23 protein-coding genes are annotated in these 22,596 nt (G+C 34.7%); 10 read left to right on the top strand and 13 right to left on the bottom strand.

All coding sequences use genetic code 11. The features are described 5' to 3' along the window. Window positions 1-266: 266 nt before the first annotated feature. From PKC21_05900 to PKC21_05915, 4 genes are all read right to left on the bottom strand, one after another. The gene (locus PKC21_05900; GenBank protein HMR24867.1) at window positions 267-1,877 is read right to left on the bottom strand and encodes a CTP synthase; all 1,611 of its coding nucleotides are present in this window, start codon (window positions 1,875-1,877) and stop codon (window positions 267-269) included. Window positions 1,878-1,979: 102 nt separating this feature from the next. Beyond that, entirely contained in the window at window positions 1,980-2,381 is a 402-nt protein-coding gene (gene rpsI / locus PKC21_05905; GenBank protein HMR24868.1) for a 30S ribosomal protein S9, read from the bottom strand. A gap of 8 nt (window positions 2,382-2,389) precedes the next feature. Beyond that, entirely contained in the window at window positions 2,390-2,824 is a 435-nt protein-coding gene (rplM, locus tag PKC21_05910) for a 50S ribosomal protein L13 (protein ID HMR24869.1), read from the bottom strand. Window positions 2,825-2,982: 158 nt separating this feature from the next. Then, on the bottom strand, window positions 2,983-3,426 hold the full coding sequence (locus tag PKC21_05915) for a hypothetical protein (GenBank protein HMR24870.1): 444 nt from the start codon (window positions 3,424-3,426) through the stop codon (window positions 2,983-2,985). Window positions 3,427-3,540: 114 nt separating this feature from the next. Between PKC21_05915 and PKC21_05920 the strand changes: the two genes are divergently transcribed. Next, window positions 3,541-3,822 (top strand): HU family DNA-binding protein, encoded by a 282-nt coding sequence (locus tag PKC21_05920; GenBank protein ID HMR24871.1) that lies wholly within the window; start codon window positions 3,541-3,543, stop codon window positions 3,820-3,822. A 7-nt stretch (window positions 3,823-3,829) separates the two neighbouring features. Here the strand turns inward: PKC21_05920 and PKC21_05925 are convergent, their stop codons facing one another. Together PKC21_05925 and PKC21_05930 are read right to left on the bottom strand one after the other, a co-directional pair. Further along, window positions 3,830-5,197, bottom strand: a complete 1,368-nt coding sequence (locus PKC21_05925; protein HMR24872.1) for an aldehyde dehydrogenase family protein — start codon at window positions 5,195-5,197, stop codon at window positions 3,830-3,832. Window positions 5,198-5,309: 112 nt separating this feature from the next. Next, window positions 5,310-5,936, bottom strand: coding sequence for a hypothetical protein (locus PKC21_05930; protein HMR24873.1), 627 nt, complete (start codon window positions 5,934-5,936; stop codon window positions 5,310-5,312). A 172-nt stretch (window positions 5,937-6,108) separates the two neighbouring features. On the opposite strand from PKC21_05930, the gene crtI (PKC21_05935) reads away from it, so the two are divergent. The 4 genes from crtI (PKC21_05935) (at window position 6,109) to PKC21_05950 (ending at window position 10,675) form a co-directional block, all read left to right on the top strand. Continuing rightward, a complete protein-coding gene (gene crtI / locus PKC21_05935) occupies window positions 6,109-7,620 on the top strand; it encodes a phytoene desaturase family protein (GenBank protein HMR24874.1) in 1,512 nt (503 codons plus the stop codon). Next, a complete protein-coding gene (gene crtI / locus PKC21_05940) occupies window positions 7,617-9,122 on the top strand; it encodes a phytoene desaturase family protein (GenBank protein HMR24875.1) in 1,506 nt (501 codons plus the stop codon). Before crtI (PKC21_05935) ends, crtI (PKC21_05940) begins: the two co-directional genes overlap by 4 nt. A gap of 103 nt (window positions 9,123-9,225) precedes the next feature. Then, the gene (locus tag PKC21_05945) at window positions 9,226-10,215 is read left to right on the top strand and encodes a glycosyltransferase (GenBank protein ID HMR24876.1); all 990 of its coding nucleotides are present in this window, start codon (window positions 9,226-9,228) and stop codon (window positions 10,213-10,215) included. Further along, complete coding sequence (locus PKC21_05950) at window positions 10,208-10,675, top strand: glycosyl-4,4'-diaponeurosporenoate acyltransferase (protein HMR24877.1); 468 nt, start codon at window positions 10,208-10,210, stop codon at window positions 10,673-10,675. Before PKC21_05945 ends, PKC21_05950 begins: the two co-directional genes overlap by 8 nt. A gap of 3 nt (window positions 10,676-10,678) precedes the next feature. Here the strand turns inward: PKC21_05950 and PKC21_05955 are convergent, their stop codons facing one another. Beyond that, window positions 10,679-11,131, bottom strand: coding sequence for a DUF2141 domain-containing protein (locus PKC21_05955; GenBank protein HMR24878.1), 453 nt, complete (start codon window positions 11,129-11,131; stop codon window positions 10,679-10,681). Between the two features lie 96 nt (window positions 11,132-11,227). Here PKC21_05955 and PKC21_05960 point away from each other — a divergent pair, with 96 nt between their 5' ends. Then, window positions 11,228-12,856, top strand: coding sequence for a sigma 54-interacting transcriptional regulator (locus PKC21_05960; protein ID HMR24879.1), 1,629 nt, complete (start codon window positions 11,228-11,230; stop codon window positions 12,854-12,856). On the opposite strand, the gene PKC21_05965 is transcribed toward PKC21_05960, so the two are convergent. Next, window positions 12,853-13,140: an HU family DNA-binding protein gene (locus tag PKC21_05965; protein HMR24880.1), complete on the bottom strand. Its 288-nt coding sequence runs from the start codon at window positions 13,138-13,140 to the stop codon at window positions 12,853-12,855. The genes PKC21_05960 and PKC21_05965 overlap by 4 nt on opposite strands. Before the next feature lie 65 nt (window positions 13,141-13,205). Here PKC21_05965 and bamC point away from each other — a divergent pair, with 65 nt between their 5' ends. After that, window positions 13,206-13,730: an outer membrane protein assembly factor BamC gene (bamC, locus tag PKC21_05970; protein HMR24881.1), complete on the top strand. Its 525-nt coding sequence runs from the start codon at window positions 13,206-13,208 to the stop codon at window positions 13,728-13,730. A 23-nt stretch (window positions 13,731-13,753) separates the two neighbouring features. After that, the gene (locus tag PKC21_05975) at window positions 13,754-15,283 is read left to right on the top strand and encodes a serine/threonine-protein kinase (protein ID HMR24882.1); all 1,530 of its coding nucleotides are present in this window, start codon (window positions 13,754-13,756) and stop codon (window positions 15,281-15,283) included. 53 nt (window positions 15,284-15,336) lie between these two features. Here PKC21_05975 and PKC21_05980 read toward each other — a convergent pair whose 3' ends face one another. Next, complete coding sequence (locus PKC21_05980) at window positions 15,337-16,134, bottom strand: HEAT repeat domain-containing protein (protein ID HMR24883.1); 798 nt, start codon at window positions 16,132-16,134, stop codon at window positions 15,337-15,339. Between PKC21_05980 and ispH the strand changes: the two genes are divergently transcribed. Next, window positions 16,133-17,098 carry a 4-hydroxy-3-methylbut-2-enyl diphosphate reductase gene (ispH, locus tag PKC21_05985; protein HMR24884.1) on the top strand — a complete coding sequence of 322 codons (966 nt, stop codon included), beginning with the start codon at window positions 16,133-16,135 and terminating at the stop codon, window positions 17,096-17,098. The two genes, PKC21_05980 and ispH, sit on opposite strands and share 2 nt — an antisense overlap. Window positions 17,099-17,262: 164 nt before the next feature. Next, complete coding sequence (locus tag PKC21_05990; GenBank protein ID HMR24885.1) at window positions 17,263-17,940, top strand: hypothetical protein; 678 nt, start codon at window positions 17,263-17,265, stop codon at window positions 17,938-17,940. Here PKC21_05990 and PKC21_05995 read toward each other — a convergent pair. The 4 genes from PKC21_05995 to PKC21_06010 all read right to left on the bottom strand — a co-directional run bounded on the left by PKC21_05995 (window position 17,937) and on the right by PKC21_06010 (window position 22,588). Next, window positions 17,937-19,793, bottom strand: a complete 1,857-nt coding sequence (locus PKC21_05995) for a M48 family metalloprotease (GenBank protein HMR24886.1) — start codon at window positions 19,791-19,793, stop codon at window positions 17,937-17,939. The two genes, PKC21_05990 and PKC21_05995, sit on opposite strands and share 4 nt — an antisense overlap. Before the next feature lie 2 nt (window positions 19,794-19,795). Next, window positions 19,796-20,374, bottom strand: a complete 579-nt coding sequence (locus PKC21_06000; GenBank protein ID HMR24887.1) for a LemA family protein — start codon at window positions 20,372-20,374, stop codon at window positions 19,796-19,798. A gap of 77 nt (window positions 20,375-20,451) precedes the next feature. Further along, complete coding sequence (locus PKC21_06005; GenBank protein ID HMR24888.1) at window positions 20,452-21,615, bottom strand: PLP-dependent aspartate aminotransferase family protein; 1,164 nt, start codon at window positions 21,613-21,615, stop codon at window positions 20,452-20,454. 1 nt (window position 21,616) lies between these two features. Continuing rightward, the gene (locus tag PKC21_06010; protein HMR24889.1) at window positions 21,617-22,588 is read right to left on the bottom strand and encodes a cysteine synthase family protein; all 972 of its coding nucleotides are present in this window, start codon (window positions 22,586-22,588) and stop codon (window positions 21,617-21,619) included. Window positions 22,589-22,596 lie beyond the last annotated feature (8 nt).

Raw genomic sequence — 22,596 nt, forward strand, 5'->3', positions numbered from 1 at the left:
ATAATTTCAATGATTTAAAATGGTACATTTTTTGAATAAGCATATTCTAAACCAGTTTCTTCCTTTCATTTTACTAGATAGCAAACTTTATGCCAACATAAAAAAATAAATGTAGTTGACAAGCAGTTCTGGGCAACGCAAAAACTGGCTTATAACAAAGGCTTTCTTTGCTTAAACGCACTGTATAAATGATTTATTTTTGTCGATCAAATGAAGTAAAAAAGGTTCGAAAGTCAAACACCTGAACACTTTTCAAACATATCCGCTTACTTTTTTAATTTTAGGGCTGCACCTATAAAGCTTAAAAATAAAGGGTGTGGCTTTAAAGGCTTGCTCTTAAACTCGGGATGAAACTGGCATCCCAAAAACCAGGGATGCCCTTGTAATTCCATAATTTCAACTAGATTGCCCTGCTCTAACCGACCCGATGCTTTAAAACCAACTTTTTCTAGTGCATCAACATAATCGTTATTAACTTCAAAACGATGTCTATGTCTTTCATGAATAACATCTTCTTTATAACAAGCTCTAGCCAAACTATTTTCTTGCAAAGAGCAAGGGTAGGCTCCTAAACGCATTGTACCGCCCTTTCGATAAACGTTTTTTTGATTATCCATTAAAGTTACAACAGGATTCTCTGCTTGTTCATCAAACTCTAAAGAAGTTGCATTTTTTATACCTGCAAGCGACCGGGCCACTTCAATAACTGCACATTGTAAGCCTAAACAGATACCAAAAAAAGGCAATTGCTTTTCTCTGGCATAACGAATACTTTTTACTTTACCTTCTACACCACGATTTCCAAACCCACCGGGCACCAAAATAGCATCAACTTCTGCAAAAACTTTAGACAAGTCTTCCTTTTTTTCCAACTCTTCTGAATCAAAAAACTGAATGTTCATTTTGCAATCATGCCCAAGAGCAGCATGGGTAAGCGCCGCATTTAAACTTTTATAGGAATCCGTTAAATCAATGTATTTACCTACAACAGCAATATTAACTGCATACTTGGGTGACCTAACTTTTTTAACCAAGTCTTTCCATTGCGCCAAATTTGGCTCACGCGTCCACATGTTTAATTTTTCAACAATCCTGTTGGATAAACCTTCTTGCTCAAATAACAGAGGCACTTCATAAATAGTGTCTGTATCTTTTGCGGTAATCACTGACTCTGGGCGTAAGTTACAAAACAGCCCAATTTTAGCTTTAATTTCTTTGTCCAAGTCACGATCAGTTCTACAAATCAATATATCTGGCTGTATACCTATTTGTTGCAAAGCCTTGACAGAATGCTGTGTAGGCTTGGTTTTAACTTCGCCAGCCGTGGGCAAATAAGGCACCAATGTTAAATGAACATACAAAGTATTATCCCAACCTAAATCGCCCCTGCATTGACGAATCGCCTCTAAAAAAGGAAGGCTTTCAATATCGCCAACTGTTCCCCCCACTTCAACAATAGCTACATCATAACCTTGAGCATTTTTTTTAACTCTATCTTTTATTTCATTGGTAATATGAGGAATGACCTGCACGGTTGCCCCCAAGTACTCACCTTTACGTTCTTTTTCTAAAACTGCTTCGTATACCTTGCCTGTAGTGAAGTTATTATCTTTTTTCATTACAGCATGTGTGAAACGTTCATAATGACCTAAATCTAAATCTGTTTCACCACCATCTTCAGTAACAAATACTTCTCCATGCTGAAACGGTGACATCGTCCCAGGGTCAACATTGATATAAGGGTCTAGCTTTTGGAAAGTAATGTTTAAACCTCTGTTTTCTAAAAGTGCGCCAATAGATGCAGCTGCAACCCCCTTTCCCAAAGAAGATACCACTCCACCTGTAACAAAAATAAATTTTGGACCTTTCGTTTTCACAACTCTCTTTTAACGTGATCAGAAAAATTGACAACAAAAAAGGGGCCAATAGCCCCTTTTTTGAAAACTGCAATGTAAGCAGTTGATATTGTAATGTATTGTTTAACGTTTTGAATACTGGAAACGTTTACGTGCCCCAGGTTGGCCGTATTTTTTACGTTCTGTTTCACGCGCATCTCTAGTCAACAAACCTTCAGCTCTCAGTTTTGGTCTATTTTCTTCCTCATTAACAGCTGTCAAAGCTTTTGATAAACCATACATGATGGCTTCAGCTTGTCCGGTAATTCCACCACCGGCTACAGTAACTTTAACATCATACTTGTTTTCTAAACCTAACAATGCAAAGGGTCTGTTAATACAAATTTGATGCGTACGTGTTGGAAAATACTCATCATGTGCTTTTCCATTAACTGTCCATTGTCCAGAACCTTCATTCATGTAAATTCTAGCAACTGATGTTTTACGTTTACCTGTCCCTGTATATTTATAATGTGCTTTTGGCATAATACCCCTTAAAACTCATATTTTTGTGGCTGTTGAGCTTCATGTGGATGCTCTTCACCCGCGTATATTTTTAATTTTTTAATCATGTCACGCCCTAATGAACCTTTAGGCAACATTCCTTTTACAGCATACTCAATCATTCTGCATGGATTGTTTTCCAAAAGCTCAGATGCAACCACCTGCTTTAAACCACCTCTGTATCCTGTGTGGTGGTAATAAACTTTTTGATCAAGTTTGTTGCCGGTAAGTTTAATTTTTGCTGCATTGGTTACTACAACAAAATCACCCCCATCAACATGTGGCGTAAACGTTGGCTTGTGCTTACCTTTAAGCACACGAGCGACCTCAGTGGCCAAACGTCCCAAAATTTTACCGTCAGCATCCATTACTTTCCAATGACGTGTCACTTGTTCTTTTTTCTGACTATATGTTTTTGCAATCATAAAATACCTTAAATTATTGTATTTATTCAAATACTCTTTTACTAAAAGAAATACCTTAGTCTGCGCTAAATATTGATCTCAAAGCAAAATGTCAAGTTTCTTTTTGCCCACTTTAGCCTTTTTGTTAGAAAAAACCTGATTTTCTTAAATAATGCCATTTATGGCACAGAACAAAAACTTAAAATTTGGCCAACGCTGGGCAATCCATTGTTTAAACCAATGATTTGCAGCTCTAAAGTGTAACTGGGTTCAGTTGTCACAATATGGGGAGCAAAATCATAATTATAATTTTGTACGGCATTTGCGTGCAAAATTTGATCTCCAGAAAAAAGATTTAACACATCATCTCCATTCCAAACATCAAGCTGAGTCAATTCTCCCTCTGAATTTTTAAGCCACAAAGACGCTTCAATGAGAATAATATGCTCTTGAATTAAATTGCTCAGTTGAAAACTAACATCACAAACATTTTGTTCTGTTAACAGCTCAACCGTAAAGTTTGTTTGGCCAGATAGAAAAGGTTGGTTACGGTTATTGGCAGCACATGTTGTTAAAAACAAGGCTAGACATAAACTACTGAACCCTCTATTCAAGTAATGCATGGCTTTGTTTTTATATGATCGTAAACGTAAGTAAAGGTTTATCTATTTTTACGCAAAGCCCTTTATTTAATTATTATTTTTGCTTAGAAAGGTCATCTATGTCATAGCATGGGTATGCTCAAGCAAACACTGATTAATCGCATATATAAGGATATTAAATTTCGACATATACCCAAAGTTGCTGTTGATGAAATGCTCAAGGCATGTCTTGAACAAATCGTTGTGGCTGCTAAAGAAAATGAGTCTACGCAATTGAGTCACTTTGGTACATTCTACCCCACTTTATATCAGGAAAAAAAAGGGCATAACCCAAACACTGGAGAAGTTTTACACATTAAACCGCACAAAAAACTCAAATTTAAAGCTTCAAAAAAGTTACTTACAACTCTGAAATAATAAAAGCTCAACTCAAAAATTTACGTATCATTTTGTAAAATTTACTGTATGCCGGCTGTAAGGCAAACAAATCTTGACCAATTTTATATGTCAATGATCTTGTATAGCTAAAACTTTTAAAACCAAAAAAACCATGACTACTTCCCATACCACTATGCCCAACACCACCAAAAGGTAAGTTGATATTGCTCACAGACTTCATGATTGAATTAACATCAACCACACCCGACTGTGTGTTTTGAACAATTTTTTTGATAAAGATTTTGTCTTTAGCAAAAACCGATAAACTCAAAGGCTTTTCCAATTGATTGAACTTGGACAGCAATGTATCAAGAGAACTAAACTTTATTACAGGTAAAATTGGACCAAAAATTTCTTCTTGCATGATTGGATCATCCCAAGTGATATCAAAAACTAGACTTAGCGGGAAGTAGTGTTTTTTAAAACTATCTTTACTAAAAATAATAACTTTGGATGGATCGCTATTTGCTACTAGTTTTTCTAAACGAGTAAAATGCTGTTCATTGATAATTTTTGAACTCCAAGCTTCAATAGGATGTGGTTTATAAACCTTGTTGTATATTTGAGTCATTGTTTTCTTAAAGTCATCTTCAAGTGATGCTTCAATACAAACATAATCTGGAGCGACGCAGGTTTGCCCTGCATTAAATATTTTGGTTCTAAGAAGATTTTCGCAGGCTAACTCTAGATCTGCTGATTGATCAATAACACAAGGACTTTTACCCCCGAGCTCTAAAGTAACTGGGGTTAGTGTTTTTGCCGCTTGTTCTGCTATTTTCAACCCTACAGAAGTGCTCCCTGTAAAAAAAATTTTATTAAATCGATGTTTTAATAGTTCCTGTGCTGCATCAACACCTCCATTGATGCAGATCACCTGCTCTTGTTTAAATGCATCTTGTATAACTTTTGCTATAATTTTTGCAGTTTGTGGTGTTTTTTCAGATGGTTTTACCACTGCAACATTCCCAGCAGATAAAGCTGAAACCAAAGGCCCTAAGGTTAACTGAACTGGATAATTCCAAGGCCCCATAATTAAAACTTGCCCATAGGGTTGATATTGATAATAACTTTTAGAATAAAAATTAAAAAAGGGACTGGATACTTTTTTTTTCTGCATCCACTTTTTTAAGTTACGTCTTGCAAGTTTTATTTCAGAGTAGACAAAATAAATTTCACTTAAAAAAGCTTCAATCTCTGGTTTTCCACAATCCAACTGCAATGCTTCAAGAATATCATCCTCATATTTTTTAATTGCCTCCTGTAAACGATTAAGAAAACTTATTCTAGTCTGATAAGAAGGTTTAAATTGATTAGAATAGAAGTACTCATTTTGTTTTTCTAAAATATCTTGCATATATAGACCTTATAAAGGACTACCACTCAAATGGATCTTGCACTATATTTTTATTGTCTTAATAGAATATTGATATGATTCATGCATATACGCTTTTCATCATAAAACACAATTAACGTCTATTTGACCGGCAGACCCCTAGGCTTGTTACCGCCAACATATCATCATTTTTGTATAATACATATGGATCATCTGTAAGTTGGTACTGTTTTGCATAACTATAGTCTACCTGATGAACTTCATTATACTTATCACTCTTGGTAACATTGAATGCATTAACAAAGTAAAATGTTGCTCGTTCTGCATACTTAATCAATGAAACATAGTGTATGGCTTCACTTAACTGATACATATTTTCAAAAATGGCTTTATTGGTTTCTAGATAGTTGGAATAATCAAACAACAGCACTTTATCCAGATTTACTTTTGAAAACGCTTGATGCGGCACTGAGAATAACCTATTATCTTTATAAAACCTTATTTCAAGCTGATATTGATCTGTCACTTTATCAATACTTCTTGTGCTATCATCACGATTAATGTTTATTTTGGTACAGGTCCATATATTATTAGCAAAAAACCAGTCCTGTCTGACGACATGACTTTTTTCTTTATTAAATTGTTCCCAAATAAAGTTGAATTCATTTTCACTTGTTCTTTTAGTAAAAACATAATTTTTTTGCTGAGCAAAAATATTTGTTAGCATCACAAAGCATAGCAATAGGATTAATTTTTTCATTGTCTTCCCCTCCACCGTTTTTGCTTACCTTGATAACAAAGAGCTTACAATACAAAAATGTTAATGAATCCATTGATTTATTTTATTGATTGTAATTATTGAAGTATTTCATCTATCGAAACACATTAAATTGACTTAAACTCTAAATATGAGATTCCCTATACAAAAAACCATGAAAAACAAAAAAAAAGTACTTATAGTTGGTGGTGGTCCAGGCGGTTTAGCTGCATCCATGCTCCTTGCCCACCGAGGATTTTCTGTTGAACTGTTTGAAAAAAATAGCGTCGTTGGTGGCAGAAACGCTCATATTGATCTAGATGGTTTTAAATTTGATATAGGACCTACATTTTTAATGATGAAGTTTTTATTGGATAATCTCTTTGAACAGGTAGGCCTAGATATAAATGATTATATGAAGTTTATTAAACTAGACCCCATGTATAAACTTCAGTTTGCAGACAAACAGATTTTAATGAGCTCCAACAGAGAAAAGACCAAAGCAGAAATTGAACGGGTTTTCCCTGGCCTTTCTAAAGGCTATGACAAATTTATGAGCAAAGAGGAAGCTAGATTTAAACGCTTATTGCCTTGTTTGCAAAAAGATTATCCAACTTTAATTTCATTGATGTCAAAAAGAAACATTAAAGCCTTACCTTACCTATCTTTAGGTCAATCCGTATTTGATGTTTTAAAATCTTACTTTCAAAACGATGATCTTTCATTGTTATTTTCATTTCAAAGTAAATATTTAGGAATGTCAGCCTGGGATTGTCCCGGAGGATTTTCAATGCTTTCCTACATAGAACATGCTTACGGTGTTTATCATGTTATGGGTGGCTTGAGTGAAATCAGTGCTTCAATGGCTAAAGCAGCACAATCTCTTGGGGCAAACTTTCACTTAAATACACCTGTAAAACAACTCATTGTAAAAGGTAAAAAAGTTATAGGTGTTGAAACTGAAGATGAAAAAATATTTGCCGATGAAGTGATTGTTAACGCCGACTTTGCTTATGCCATGGATAAGCTGGTTCCAAAAAATACTTTGAAAAAATATACCCCTAAAAAACTAGAAAAAATGAAGTACAGTTGTTCTACTTTTATGCTTTACCTTTGTTTGGATAAAATTTTTCCAAGCGAGCATCACACCATAGTATTTGCAAAAAATTATAAAAAAAACGTGGATGATGTTTTTAAGAATGAAACGCTTTCAGATGATTTCTCTTTTTATGTCCGCAATGCAAGCGTTAATGACCCTAGCCTTGCACCTAAAAACCAGTCTTCCTTGTATGTATTGGTCCCTGTTCCAAACTGTGATGCACAGGTTGATTGGGAAACAACCCAACATCACTACAGAAACCTTGTCTTGGATATGATTGAAGAACGCATGCAATTTAAAAATCTAAGACAGCACATCATCAATGAACGTATTTTCACCCCCAATACCTGGGAACAGGACCTTAATGTATATAAAGGCGCAACATTTAATTTATCACACAATCTTGGACAGCTTGCTTACTTCAGACCCAGAAATAAGTTTGAAGAGTTTGATCAGTGTTACATTGTAGGTGGAGGAACCCATCCTGGCAGTGGCTTACCCACAATTTTACAATCATCCATTATTGCCAGCAATCTGATCAGTAAAAAACACAATATCAACTATATTTGCGAGGAACTAACAGCATGAAATTAAAGACCAACAAACATATTGCTGTAATTGGTGCTGGATTAGGCGGCATGTCAGCCGCTATTGCTTTAAGAGCACATGGATACCATGTTGACCTTTATGAAAAAAACAATCATCTGGGTGGAAAACTCAATCAATTGGAAAAAGATGGCTTTACCTTTGATCTTGGACCTTCAATTTTTACCTTACCGCAGTATTTTAGAAGTCTTTTTCAAAGAGCAGGTAAAAACTTTGATGACTATGTGCAAATCAGCCCTGTTAAGCCGCATTGGAGAAATTTTTTTGAAGATGGTCTAGTTCTTGATTTATACAAAGAAGAAGAGCTGATGTTTAAAGAGCTTAAAAAACTTTCTGGATCATTTGAAACCCATAAACAAGAATTTCTATCATTTTTAAACTACTCAAAACAACAGTACACTATTGTTGAATCTGGATATTTTGCAAAAGGTTTGGATAATCTGATGGATTTCATTAAACATTATGGTCTATTTAAACTGTTTTTTAAGATAGATCATAGAAAAAAGATGGCGGTCAGCATTGATCAACATTTTTCTGACCCTCATCTTAAACGTATTTTTGAATATTTTATTAAATATGTAGGGTCTTCTGCCCTCGACTCCCCAGGTTTTATGAATCTCATGCCTCATATTCAATTTGAATATGACCTTTGGTATGTCAATGGGGGTTTGTACAATTTGGCTTTGGGCTTTGAAAAACTCTTGAATGATATGGGTGTAAACATTCATCTGAATACTGAAATTGAGCAAATTGAACAATCCTCTAATAGAGTTAAAGGCATTCAAATCAAAGGTCAAGGCTTAAAACAATATGATTATGTTGTGTCAAATATGGAGGTTATCCCTGCCTATAAAAAACTTTTAAATCAGCCTAAATCTTTTATGGATTCTTTAAAAAAGTTTGAACCGGCATGCTCTGGTTTGGTTTTACACTTAGGAGTAAAACAGCACTACCCTCAACTGGCACATCACAACTTTTTCTACTCTAAAGATCAAAAAAAACATTTTAATACTGTTTTTAAAGAAAAAAAATTACCTGATGACCCAACCATATATCTGGTAGCTCCAACCCGGAGCGATGCCAGCAAAGCTCCACAAGGTTGTGATAATATTAAAATTCTGCCGCACATCCCTTATATCAATGAAGAGAACCCTTATACTGAAAGTGACTACATGCACTTTAAAGAAAAAGTCCTTGATAAGCTTGAGCGCATGGGTTTAAACAATTTAAGAAAAAACACTATTGTAGAAGATATGTGGACACCTTTGGATATTCAAAAAAAATATTACTCCAACAAAGGTTCAATTTATGGTGTTGTTTCTGACTGGGATAAAAACTACGCTTTTAAAGCCCCTAAACAATCTAAAAAATTCAAAAATCTATTTTTTGTGGGTGGTAGCGTTAACCCTGGTGGCGGGATGCCTATGGTAACCTTATGTGGTCAAAATGTTGCCGATCAACTGCATCAATTTGATCAATCATAATATGCTTATTCATTGCAGTATAAGTATATTGGCTTTGCTATATGTATTAAGCAGATTTTACCATCTTCCAAAAGCAACTCTTAGCCACAATAACCTGCTGCCGTTGCATAGTTTATCCATTATTATTCCAGCAAGGAACGAAGAACATAACATTGCTCGCTTACTCAACAGCATTTATTTGCAAACAGAACAAGTAAAAGAAGTGCTTGTTGTCGATGATAATTCAAATGACAATACGGTACAGATTGCTTCTCAACTTGGCGCAAAAATTGTTAGCGTAAAAAAACCAGATAAAACCTGGGTTGGCAAAAGTTACGCCTGTTACCAAGGTGCTAAAAATGCAAGTGGAGAGTACTATTTATTTATTGATGCTGATACTTGGTTTGAAGCTGAGGCTTTTAATAAAATACCCAACCTTCTTGCTCAAGATAATGCTGTTGTCTCACTCTGTCCCTATCATCATGTTCCAAGTCTATATGAACAGTTCTCGGCTTTTTTTAATATTATGATGGTTTTAGGCTTAAATGCTTTTGAACCTGTATTTAAACCGTCCAAACAACAAAAAAAACTATTTGGACAGTGCTTACTCATTCACAAAGATATCTATTGGTCCATAGATGGGCATGCTGCTGTTAAAGAAAAAATTCTTGAAAATGTTTTTATGAGTGAATTATTGCTTAAAAAAAACATACTTATTCAGAATTTTGGAGGACAAGGCTTTATCAACATGAGAATGTTTCCTCACTCATTTAAAGAGCTTTGTTTTGGCTGGATCAAAGCTTTCACTTCAGGAGCCAGCCAAACACCTAAAAACACTTTATTCAATATTATTATTTATTTGAGTGTATGTATGTTTACAGGTATCTCAATTTTTTTGCTTCCTTTGTTAGACGCTAGCTCTTCTTACCTAATACTGGGGCTTTATACTTTAATTGCTGCTTATACGTATTACCTTTTAAACAAAATTGGATCTTATAAAGCTATAACAGCATTGTTGTTTCCAATTCCTTTATTTTTCTTTATGGTTGTTTTTGGTTTTTCTCCAATCATAAAAAAAATCTTTACCGTTACTTGGAAAGGTAGACATGTTTAAATTTAGCATTCTACTAACAACTTTTTTAAATATTATCTTATGGCCTATCATTCATATGTCTATTTCATGGCTCATTACTCGGCTTCCGTTAAAACATATTCCTGCTCATGCCAACCTATTTAAGCCTTTGCCTTTTGAAACGCCCACTTGGTACAAAAAATACTTGCTGATTAAAAAATGGAAAGATTGCTTACCCGATGCTGCAGCTTGGTTTGAACATGGGTTTGCCAAAGCAACCTTAAAAAGCTCAGAAGAAGCATATTTAAAAAGATTTTTTATTGAAACCACACGCGGTGAACTTGCGCATTGGCTAACCATGGCTTTTACTCCTCTATTTTATCTCTGGAACCCAATATGGGCGTGCATAGTGATGACAAGCTATGCCCTAGTTGCCAATGTGCCCTGCATATTGATCCAGCGTTACAATCGCCTGCGAATAAAAAAAATCTTAAAAATCTAAAACTTACTCTTTTTCTATCCCTGACTTGATTATAATTTCCATGTTAACTTTTTCAGCATTGACCGTAAATAAAGTCTGCTTGTATTTAGGTGGTCCATACTTACGCCAAGCATTATTAGAAAACCCATAGTCTTCTTTGGGTATGCCAAGAAAATTTGCATCCAAATCCATATTTGAGTTCTCATCGTGAAAAACAGCTATCGAGTACTCTCCATATGGCACATTTTTAAAAATATACTCTGCTGTCTTATTGTTGATTGTAACTTTTGCTCCTTTAAATGGGGCTTTCTTTTTTAAAAATGTTTTGTTGGTATTATGCAAAGCCAACATTGCTTGTCCTTCATCAGATTTAAAGCCCTTAAGAATCACTTGAATATCTGCCTGATCAGCCGCAAAACTTAAAAAACTAAATAACACACTTACAATACATAGTTTTATTTTCATTGTTTTCATCATAATGAAGACTGACCTATAAATAAAGAATTACAAATAAAATTCATTCGATCACTATTTTTCTTTATTGAGTCTGACATTTTTCCTAAGATACAAGGTATGTATCAATTGAATTTACAAAAAGGTCAAGATGAGGCCATGCAAGTCGTTCTTAAACAAAACCAAACCAGTGTAGGTAGAGCTGCAAGCAACGATATTTGCCTCCCTGATCCAGATATTTCACGTGTACACTTTATGATCACCAAAAACAATGATCATGAGTTCATCATCACTGATAAATCAACCAATGGTACCTTTTTAAATGATAAAAAAATCAGCAGTAGCGTTATTCGACCCCAAGATTGCATTAAAATTGGGCAATGGACTATCTTCTTTTTACAAAGCCAAGAACGGTCTGAAGCTGCAACACAAATCATTGACACGGCTCCAACCAAGGTTATTTCTTATAAGCCAGACAATGGAGAAATACTCACTGAAACCTCACAATTGGAATGCCTAAACACACAAACCAGTTATGACTTAACAGAAAACATGATATCTATAGGTAAAGCTGCATCCAATACTATTGTTATAGACTCAGAGTATGTTTCTAATTTTCATTGTAAACTTGAGTATAAAAACAAGCAATTTCATCTTAAAGATCTTAACAGTACCAACGGGACTTTACTCAACAACAACAAAATTCTTGAAGCCCCACTCAACGATGGTTCAATCATTTCCGTAGGTAAACATAATTTCCGTTTTTCTTCTGAGAAGAGTTTAGAAAAAATTAAAGCATTGCCTGTACAAAAATACCATAGCATTATTTCTCAAGATAAAAGCATGCAACAAATTTTTGCTTTGATTGAACGCATGAGTCAATCTGATGCAAATGTTTTAATCCAAGGAGAAACTGGTTCTGGTAAGGAATTAATTGCCAGAGCCATTCATAAAGTTAGCAACAGAGCTGTGCAGCGCTATATCACTTTAAACTGCGGTGCCATTGCAAAAGACTTGATTGAAAGTGAACTTTTTGGTCATGAAAAAGGAGCTTTCACTTCTGCGCTTAGCCAACGCAAAGGTGTTTTTGAAGAAGCCAATCACGGGACACTTTTTTTAGATGAAATAGCCGAACTCCCACTTGAACTGCAACCCAAACTGTTGCGTGTTCTAGAAAACAATGAAATCAGGCGTGTTGGCAGCAATAAAACCATTGCTATCAATACTCGTATTATTGCAGCTACCCACCAAAACTTGCATGACTGTGTAAAGAAAGGAACCTTCAGGGAAGATTTATATTACCGTTTATTTGTTGTTCCTATTAATATTCCAGCCTTACGAGATAGAAAAGAAGATATCCCTCTTCTTGTAGAGTATTTCTTAAATGAAAAAAATAAAATCTCTCAAAGTGCTCTTGAGTTGCTCAAAAACCACTCTTGGCCGGGCAATATCCGCGAGTTAAAAAACCTTATTCAAAGAGCCCAAATTGCTGCTAATGAAGGACAAATTGAAGACGAACATATTAATTTCTCACCTTTAGGCATTGCTGATAGAACTTCTTATGAATTTGATAGCACGCTGAATAAAATTCCAAAGGTTTCAAAAACATTAAAGGATGTTGAAAAAGAGATTATTCTTGAAGAACTTAACAATAACAATTGGAATAAAACAGAAACTGCCAAGAAATTAGGCATTGCTAAATCAACATTGCATGAAAAAATCAAAAAATACGACTTAGAAGAACATTAAGATTCATTTATTTTTTGTTTCACACGCGTAGAAGGTCTAAATACAACATGTTTTTTCTCTTCTACCTCTATCATATCTCCTGTTCGTGGGTTTCTTGCCAGTCTTTTAGTACGTTTTTTGACTTGTAAAACACCTAAAGCCGGGTGACTTATTTTTTTATACCTTTTTAACATATAAGCCATTTGATCAGTCATACTTTCTAAAAAGTCTTTTATTGCCGCCTTAGATATTCCTCTTTTTTTCTGCTGTTCATATAAGACTTCCACCAGATCACTTTTATTCATAATAAATATGTTCATAGCATGACTTGAAACTTGGCTCCAGGCATTTTAGATGCCATAATAATGAAATGAAGAAACTAAGTTTTTTAATGGTCCTTCTTGTCTTGCCGGGCTTGAGCGCATGCTTAAACTCAAAAAAACAATTTGCAGAACCTTATGTACAAAAAAACGACACTGCTGGTTACAGTACTCAGCAAATTTATGGTTACAGCTACAAAGATACTTGGGAAGCCACCAATGAAGTTCTCAATGCCATCAATACCCCTATCTTGGTTAGTCGTCGTGAACATGGCCTCATCATCACAGACTGGATTACTGGCAAATCTTCAAGATTATTTTCAGGTTATGGAGAATCAAAAATACCTTATAAAATTCGTTACAAAATGAAAGTTACCGTGCAACCCAGCAAGCAAGGAACAGTCATTACCATTGATTCAAAAGAACAATACTACACTGACGTGATTTCTGGGCAACTGGATTTTCAAGGATCTTTATACCGTTGGGTAGAAACCAAGCCTGGAGGTGAAATACAAAAAAATCTGCTTCAACAAATTCAAAATTACTTGGCGCAATCCTCCAGTACTCAAAGTTAATGACTGGATAAGTAAAGGACCAAGTGGCAGAAAAAAAAGAATACCTTGGGAACTACATCCTCTCTGAAAAGATTGGTACAGGGGGTATGGCAGAAGTTTTTCTTGCTCACCATAAAAAACACCCTAACAAACGATTTGCATTAAAGCGCATGCTCACCAAGTTTTCACAGAATAAAAGCTTGGTTAACATGTTTATCCAGGAAGCCAGCTTAGCCTCTATTTTAAATCATCCCAACATTATTCCCATCTATGACTTTGGTGTTATAGACAATCAATATTTTTTAGCCATGGAATATCTTGAGGGAAAGGATTTAAAATCTGTTTTACGGGCATGTATTATCCAAAAAAAATCTCTCCCAGTAGCACTCTGTGTTCATATAGCCTGTCAAGCACTGCATGCGCTTCATTATGCTCATAATAAATGTGATCATTATCAACGTCCTTTACAAATTGTACATAGAGACATCTCACCACAAAATATTATGATTTCTTTTGATGGCAATGTAAAAATTTTAGACTTTGGTATTGCTAAAGCCATTGCTAAACCTGGTGATGAAGAAAAAGGAATGCTTAAAGGCAAGTTTTCTTATATGTCTCCTGAACAAGCCTCTGGAAAAGCGATTGACCCTAGATCAGATGTTTTTGCAGTAGGTATTGTATTATGGGAGTTGTTAACTCTGCACTCTTGCTATACAGCCAATGACCCTATGGAGCTCATTAAAAAAGTAAGATTAGCAAAAATTGCTCCTCCCCACATCATTAATCAAAAGGTCCCTCTTGAGCTGTCAGATATCATTATGAAAGCCTTAGAAAGAAATTTACAAACACGTTACCAAGGGGCTCTAGAGTTTGGTATAGATCTAGAAAACTTCTTACTTGATCGTTATGGAAGTGTAAATCACGCGGATATGATTTCGTTTTTAAGCACTGTTTTTTATGAGCCAAAATTAACTGAAACCCTTAACGAAGCTTTACAAAATAATACAGATTATGTTTCATTCAATCAATTCAATGACAATAAAAATGGTCAGTTTGATCATTCAAAATATGCTCAATCTTCAAAATTAAAAAAAGTAACTCCATGGAAAGTTGCACCTTCTTTACTTGAAAAATACCTTAAACCTTTAGTCGTACTAGCACTCTATATTTTAACCGGCTTGTTTATTTATCAAAAAAAACCGGCTTTAAAAGCAGCTTTTACTTCACCCCCAGCTTATATTCAATCAACCAGTAAAGCTATCAGTGCATTTTTAACCGAAAAAAACATAAAAAGTAGTTCTATACTATCTTTAAGCAGCTCATTACCAAGTAACACTAACAATGCTCCCACTGTATTTTTTAATAAGCCCATCGCTGACACCATTAATACTTTAAGGGCACAAACCATTTTAGCCTTAAGTCAGCAACTTGAAGCCGTTGCTCAAAAACCAGAGAACTACTTTAAAAAAAGTGATGTTTATGAATTCACTTCATCAGGTTACACTGTAGGTATGCTTTTTTCAAAAGAAACCCAAAGCCTCAATATTATAAGCCTAAAAAAAAATGACCCTTAAACACACTCTAGTCCTTGAGATTCAGTACATTTCAGTTCAATAATAAAAACTGCTTAAATGCTACTTTGGTGTTGTTGGTACCAACGTTGCCATTGATATGCACAATCACTTTGTTCTTTTATCGTTTGTTCAAGTTTCAAAGAATTGTTTTGTACCAAGCTTTTTAAAGCATTGCATACCTGAATTTTAAATTCAGATTCAATATTACTGCGCTTGATGAGTTTGGCTAAAGTATGAATGGATTGCCTATCATTGTAACGAACAATTATCTCCAACATACTTTGCAGTATACCCATTAGATCTTGTTGATTTTGCAAGCGATTTTTATCATCAAACATTGCCTTTTCAACGGCTTGTAAGACTTGTTGATTGGGTTGAATAGAAAGTGCATTAATAGCTGCTTTTCTCACAACCAATGAATCATCTTTTAAACATTGAATGAGCTGCTCTTGATATTTTTCCAGATTATCTTGTACAGCTAAAGCTTTAATACTGGCTAAACGGATTAAAAACAGCGGATCTTGTAAACCTTGAACTATTTTTTGCTCTGCACTGGGCATCATATATTCTGCCATATACATCACACTCAGCCACCGCCATTTCCATGGATAGGCTGGTGATTCCCAAACCCTCAGTAAAGATTGTTTATCTTGAGTAGACAAAGAATTGAGCTGTACAAATTGCTCAGAAAAATCTTTTTTATTTTCAGCCTCAACAAAAATTTTTTTTACACTCTGACTTAAAACTTGTCCGTCATTGGCGTAGGTTTGAGCTTGGTGGTAGAAAGGTATAAGGAAGAACAAAAACAAAGCTTGCATCCACACTAAATCTCTTCTAATAGTACTAAACATGAAAAAACTTCTCCTAGCTTCACCTCGTGGTTTCTGTGCTGGCGTCGTCCGGGCAGTTGATATTGTTGACCTTGCCTTAAAGCATTATGGCACGCCTTTGTATGTAAGAAAAGAAATTGTTCACAATCAATCTGTTGTTCAATCTTTTAAAGACCAAGGTGTTGTTTTTATTGAGGAATTATCTGAAGCACCCAAAAACAGCCGGGTTATTTTCAGTGCACATGGTGTTTCTCCACAGGTTAGGGAGGAAGCAAGAGGCAAAGGACTCAAAATTATTGATGCCACTTGTCCACTTGTGACCAAAGTTCATTCTGAAGTCCATAAATACAAAAAATTGGGTTATTCTATTGTTCTTATTGGCCACAAAGAGCATGAAGAAGTAGAAGGTACCTTTGGTGAAGCCCCTGATATCATTCAGATTGTTGGTCATTTGGCCGATATAGACCGTTTAAAAAATATTAACCCTGAAAAAGTGGTTGCTTTAACCCAGACCACGTTAAGTGTAGATGAAGCCAATTTTTTAATTGATGCATTAAAAGTAAAATATCCAAAGCTCACCACTCCCCCAAAAGGTGATATCTGTTATGCTACTCAAAATAGACAAGATGCTGTACGTGCTTTGGTCAAAGCAGGTATTGATTTACTCTTGGTCATTGGTTCACAAAACAGCTCTAATTCAAAAAGGTTGGCCGAACTTGCAACCAGTCTTGGTGTTTCAGGATACTTAGTTGATTCCGCCAATGAAATAGAAAGCTCTTGGTTAGATAACAAAAAGACCATAGGCTTAACTGCAGGAGCTTCTGCCCCAGAGTATTTGGTTCAACAAGTGGTTGAGAAACTTAAACCTTTAGGCTTTGAGGAAGAAGATTTTAGTTTTGTTAAAGAAGATGTATTGTTTCAGTTGCCCAAAGAGTTACAAAACCTTCAAGAAAATCAAAGTACCGCGTTACCCACACATCGTTAACGACCTCGATAAAAACTGGATATGCAACAACTATTATCTCTTTCACCTCACTGAGTATAAAAAATAGCATATGTAAACTTATCTCGCTTTTTACTATTAGGTATATTGATAAAAACTAACTTTCTTGTTTACCAAAAAAAATCTTTTTGTTAATTCAATCTTATATGAAACATATTTTTGCACTTGCTCTTTTATTTTCTTCAGCCTTACTTGCTAAATCATCAGGTTTCGCTAACTTTAACCTTTACCCTTATGACACAAGAGACCTGAGTGTTTACACTTTAGAGTTGGGCATTAATATTTCATCAAAACTAAAATATTTTTCATTTACAAACTTTGAGTCCCAATTTGGAATAGACAATGAGGATATTGCCACATTTTACAGTGAACAAAACGTATATTGGGCAATGTTCAATAACACACCATTACATTTCGTTGGTCAATGGGCAATCGCTGGAGGGAGCCAAAACGATACATTACGTGCAGGAGCAGGTTGGAATATTTCGCAAACAAAGTTTTTAAAAGATTTCTTTAAAACCATCCATTTAAGCTACACTCTTAACTGGTACCCATTACAACTAGATAGCCTCCCAGGCTATAGGTGGCAAATAGAACATTACTACTATTGGTTGCTTTTCCCTAAACAACTTAGCAAACGTATGTACTTATCTGGATTTTTTGATCACAATTTCAGTGACAACTCCACCATCACTGTAACCGAACACCAGCTGGGCATTAATTTTTATAAACAACTGTATGTTGTTGCTGAATATAGGTACAATGGTTTCCTAGCTGATAAAAATGGTCTAGGTCTAGGTATAGAGTTTAAAACAAGTTTTTAAAGCTTATTCATTGACTTTTTCGCATTCGTAATAATATTTTGATATGTAGATATTGGTATTGGAATCTCTAAATACTCCCCTAACAGCCGTAAAATACTTGCTTGTTTTTCTGATACCTTCTCATCATAACTGATAGTTTTATAACTTGCCGCTAATAGCTTTTGACGCTCATAAAATGCAAGTTTTTTTAAACTTTCTAAGGCTAGTAACAAAATATCATGCCTAAATTCATGTTTTTCAAATAACTTATACTGCCCATGATGATAGAAAAACTTCATTCCTGACAAAAATGCACTTTCTTGATCTTTAATGTTTTTACTTTGACCTGCATAGCTTAAGCTAGATAAAACTATAACCACAGCCTTATCTATTTTTAATTTAATGCTTTTAGATCTTTCTCTAGGTAAACAATTCAATTTAAAAATTTGATAGGCAACACACTCAAACAAAGATACTTTAGCATCATGATCAATAATTTTTTTTATTACATCATTAATCTCAAATAAATAGTCATGTCTTTGCTTCTTAAGCAATGGTAGCCACAAATCCTGCATACCAATTTTTTCATTGTAACTATGCTTACTAAAAAAATCATTGGCTTTGATAAAAATTTTAAATTCATCTTCTAAGAGATGATGATTTAAAAATTCTTTTTGCTGATCTAGCATTGTTTTGTTCTTTGAACTGTAAATTGCACAAAGCTTAGCTTTTAAATGTTCAGAAGACTTTAACCAATGATATCCATCTAAATTTAAGTCATTTAAAAAATGGGCCGCGTACAAGGTATCAATGGGAGAAATCATGCCTCCAAGCATAATAGATGGTTTATCTTGTAGCCATTGTGATTCAACCCCCGGAGTTACTTCTTTTTTTCTGGTTTGTGGAAAAACACCATCAAATGCTTTTTCATACACTCTAATCCTACTTTCCAAACTTGGGTGAGAAGCTAAAATTGAAGGAGCAAAGCTATGATTTAAATGAAGATCAGAAAATAACATGTGGCTCACCCTTTCAATATTAGAGTTAAATAATTGAGAGCCCCACCGATCTCCACCAATTTTTTTAAGTGCTCCTGTTAATGCACTTGGGTTACGAGTAAACTGAACGGATAAGGCATCCGCAAGATATTCTCTTTGCCTAGACAATGCTGCTTTAATAATTTTAGAAAACAATTGCCCTAAACTGCCTATCAACATAAGAACCAAGCCTAAAAAAATTTGATACAACCCGCCTTTAACTCTAACTGCTCTTTTACCTGGAGAGAGTAAAAATTTTCCAAAAAGATAAATAGAATTGATGCTATTTAAAGAGGCCAACATCAACATATTCATTTTAGTATCCCCTGACAAAATATGTCCAAACTCATGAGCTATCACTGCTTGTATTTCATCTCGATTCAAATGATCTAAACACCCTTGTGTGATTGCAATAGCACTATCGTGAATACTGTAACCACTGGCCATAGCGTTCATTCCCGTTTCATTTTCAAAAATATAAATATTTGGACATGGAACACCAGAAGCAATTGCCATTTCTTCAACACAATTTTTTAAAATTGATTGCTTGTTTGAAAGTTTTTTACCTAAAACGGGTTTAGCCCCTAAATATTGCATAATTGTATTTGCATTGGCTGCTGGACCCAAACGCATTTTTAAAAATGATATTATTAACGTAATTAAAAAAACTGTACTGACAAGAAAATACCTTTGTGCTCTACTTTCAATAGAGGCTTTTAATACAAGATCTGAACATAAGCATAAAGCTAAATTAATGACTAATACAGCAGATATAAATAAAAAAATATAAAGCTGTGATGCTTGTTTTCTTTTTATTTGTTGATTAAAAAAATCCAAAATTAAAATTTAACTTTTGGTGTACTGCGCTCTTGCTCTGCAATTTTAAGTTGCGCAACGGGTGTAAAAGAAAATAAACCTGCAACCATATTATTTGGAAAAATCTCTCTTGCAGTATTATAAGTCATCACTGAATCATTATAAGACTGTCGAGAAAAGGAAATCTTGTTTTCTGTACTTTTAAGTTCTTCAGATAACTGAGCCATTGTTTCATTGGCTTTTAAATCTGGATAGTTTTCCATAACTGCAAATAACTTGCCTAAACCTGAACTTAACGCATTTTCTGCATTGGCTAAATTTTCCAGCAACCCAGTATCACCCAAATTATTCTTTAATTGATTAACAATACCTGAAGCTTGCTGTCTTGCTTGAATGACCGCAGTTAAAGTCTCTTTTTCATGCTCCATGTATTTTTTACTGACTTCAACTAAATTTGGGATAAGATCATGCCTTCTTTTTAACTGTACATCAATCTGTGAAAATGCATTCTTGTACCTGTTTTTTAACCGAACCAAGCGATTGTAGATGCCTAAAAAAATACTTATACATAACAACAATAAACCTAATAGAATATATATCATAGAATAAATTCTACTTTAATTTATAAAAATGTCCACTTCAGAACACAATGTTGATTTAGATATTAATACTATTAGAGCTAAACTTTAGAAAGTGCATATTGAAGATCGTTTTGTAGATCTTCAATATCTTCTATACCCACAGATATACGTATAAAGGCATCCGTTATACCTAAAGCTTTTCTTTTTTCAGCAGGAAGACTGGCGTGTGTCATGATTGCTGGATGTTCAATCAGTGACTCTACTCCTCCTAAACTTTCCGCTAAAATAAAAAGCTTTAAATGGCTCAAAAAAGCTTTGGTTTGGTTTAAATTCATATCAAGATAAACACTTAGCATCCCGCCAGCATACCCTTGCATCTGTTCACGGACTAAGCCATGATTGGGGTGATCCTCTATCCCTGGGTAAATAACTTGATTAACTTTACTGTGGTTTTTTAAAAAATTGCTTATCTTGCTTGCATTTTCACAATGTCTTTGCATTCTTAAAGCTAAAGTTTTCACACCCCTCAATGACAACCATGTATCAAACGCCGATGGCACTGCCCCAATTGAGTTTTGTAAAAACTTAATTTTTCCAAACCAATTAGCATCATTACACATAATTGCGCCACCCACTACATCAGAGTGCCCACCTATATATTTTGTTGTTGAGTGAACGACCATATCTGCTCCTAGATTCAATGGGTTTTGAATGAAGGGACTGGCAAAAGTATTATCTACAACCAATTTAACATCATGAGTTTTACACAAATTGCTTAATTTTTTGATATCAATGAGTTTTAACATGGGGTTACTGGGAGTTTCTATCCAACTTACATCCACTTTATTTTTATTAAAAAACTCTTCTACTTCATTCAAGTTAGAAAAATCTAAGTAGCTAAACTTTAAGCCATGTTTGGTAAACACTTTATCAAACAGCCTAAACGTTCCACCATAGACATCGTCACTACAGACAATATTTACATTTTTTTCTAAACTTTCAACAATACAATGAATGGCTGCCATCCCAGAAGCAAAGCTAGCACAATAGTTTGCGTTCTCTAAGGAAGCCAAACATTGTTCATAAGCATGTCTTGTTGGATTATCTGTACGTGAGTACTCATACCCCATATGCTCACCCGGAGATTTTTGTGCATAGGTACTGGTTTGATACAATGGAACAATAACCGAACCCGTTTTTTCATCTGGCTCTTGTCCAACATGAATAGCTTTACTTGCAAAATTAAGTTTTGTTTTATCCATATTATAAATAACCGTTTTCTTTTAACCAATCATTATCATAAAATTTACTGATATAACGTGAACCACTGTCTGGTAAAATCATCAAAATTCTTTTTTTACCTTCGGTTTTTTCTGCAACTTTAAGCCCACCAGCAATAGCTCCACCGCATGATCCTCCAGCAAAAATACCTTCTTTAGCAGCCAATTCTCTTGCCATATCAAAACATTCTTTATCTGACACTTGAATCACGTCATCAATTAAATCAAAATCTATAGTACCTGGCATAAAGTCTTCACCAAAACCTTCAACTTTATAACTGGTAACAATTTTGGGTATCTCACCTGTTTGAAAATAATCATAATATATAGACCCTATCGGATCTATACAAATGGCTTTAAGGTGTGGAATCTTTTCTTTTAAATATTTTGCAGTTCCACATAATGTCCCCCCTGTTCCGCTTGCAACAACCAAGTAATCAAGTTCCCCTCCTAGTTGCTGATAAATTTCTGGTCCAGTACTCAAAACATGGGTCTTTGGGTTGGATGGATTATGATACTGATTAACATAAAATGAGTTTTCAGTTTCTTCTGCCAGTTTTTTTGCTACAGAATAGTAACTTCTAGGATCATCTGGCTCAACAGCCGTTGGAGTAACTACAACTTTACAGCCCATGGCTTCTAAAATTTTTATTTTTTCGCTAGACACTTTATCAGGCATAACACAAATACATTTAAAGCCCATAACACACGCCACCATTGCTAGCCCCATACCTGTGTTACCTGAAGTGCACTCTATAATTGTTCCACCTTTTTTTAATCTTCCATTTGCAAGAGCATCTTCAACCATTTGCTTGGCAATTCTATCTTTGATTGAACTACCTGGATTAAAAAATTCAACTTTTACTAAGAGCTCGTGTTGAAAGTTTTGACCAATCTTATTTAAGCGAACAATTGGTGTGTTCCCTATACATTCTAAAATATTATTTTGAATCATACTTTCTC

Source organism: Oligoflexia bacterium, from assembly GCA_035326705.1.
Taxonomy (GTDB): Bacteria; Bdellovibrionota_G; JALEGL01; order JALEGL01; family JALEGL01; genus JALEGL01.

Bases quoted from the DNA above. Each gene is read 5' to 3' on its own strand.
- rpsI (HMR24868.1), bottom strand. From the start codon at position 2,381: ATGCCAAAAGCACATTATAAATATACAGGGACAGGTAAACGTAAAACA.
- rplM (HMR24869.1), bottom strand. From the start codon at position 2,824: ATGATTGCAAAAACATATAGTCAGAAAAAAGAACAAGTGACACGTCAT.
- PKC21_05915 (HMR24870.1), bottom strand. From the start codon at position 3,426: ATGCATTACTTGAATAGAGGGTTCAGTAGTTTATGTCTAGCCTTGTTT.
- PKC21_05920 (HMR24871.1), top strand. From the start codon at position 3,541: ATGCTCAAGCAAACACTGATTAATCGCATATATAAGGATATTAAATTT.
- PKC21_05925 (HMR24872.1), bottom strand. From the start codon at position 5,197: ATGCAAGATATTTTAGAAAAACAAAATGAGTACTTCTATTCTAATCAA.
- PKC21_05930 (HMR24873.1), bottom strand. From the start codon at position 5,936: ATGAAAAAATTAATCCTATTGCTATGCTTTGTGATGCTAACAAATATT.
- crtI (HMR24874.1), top strand. From the start codon at position 6,109: ATGAAAAACAAAAAAAAAGTACTTATAGTTGGTGGTGGTCCAGGCGGT.
- crtI (HMR24875.1), top strand. From the start codon at position 7,617: ATGAAATTAAAGACCAACAAACATATTGCTGTAATTGGTGCTGGATTA.
- PKC21_05950 (HMR24877.1), top strand. From the start codon at position 10,208: ATGTTTAAATTTAGCATTCTACTAACAACTTTTTTAAATATTATCTTA.
- PKC21_05955 (HMR24878.1), bottom strand. From the start codon at position 11,131: ATGATGAAAACAATGAAAATAAAACTATGTATTGTAAGTGTGTTATTT.
- PKC21_05960 (HMR24879.1), top strand. From the start codon at position 11,228: ATGTATCAATTGAATTTACAAAAAGGTCAAGATGAGGCCATGCAAGTC.
- PKC21_05965 (HMR24880.1), bottom strand. From the start codon at position 13,140: ATGAATAAAAGTGATCTGGTGGAAGTCTTATATGAACAGCAGAAAAAA.
- bamC (HMR24881.1), top strand. From the start codon at position 13,206: ATGAAGAAACTAAGTTTTTTAATGGTCCTTCTTGTCTTGCCGGGCTTG.
- ispH (HMR24884.1), top strand. From the start codon at position 16,133: ATGAAAAAACTTCTCCTAGCTTCACCTCGTGGTTTCTGTGCTGGCGTC.
- PKC21_05980 (HMR24883.1), bottom strand. From the start codon at position 16,134: ATGTTTAGTACTATTAGAAGAGATTTAGTGTGGATGCAAGCTTTGTTT.
- PKC21_05990 (HMR24885.1), top strand. From the start codon at position 17,263: ATGAAACATATTTTTGCACTTGCTCTTTTATTTTCTTCAGCCTTACTT.
- PKC21_06000 (HMR24887.1), bottom strand. From the start codon at position 20,374: ATGATATATATTCTATTAGGTTTATTGTTGTTATGTATAAGTATTTTT.
- PKC21_06005 (HMR24888.1), bottom strand. From the start codon at position 21,615: ATGGATAAAACAAAACTTAATTTTGCAAGTAAAGCTATTCATGTTGGA.
- PKC21_06010 (HMR24889.1), bottom strand. From the start codon at position 22,588: ATGATTCAAAATAATATTTTAGAATGTATAGGGAACACACCAATTGTT.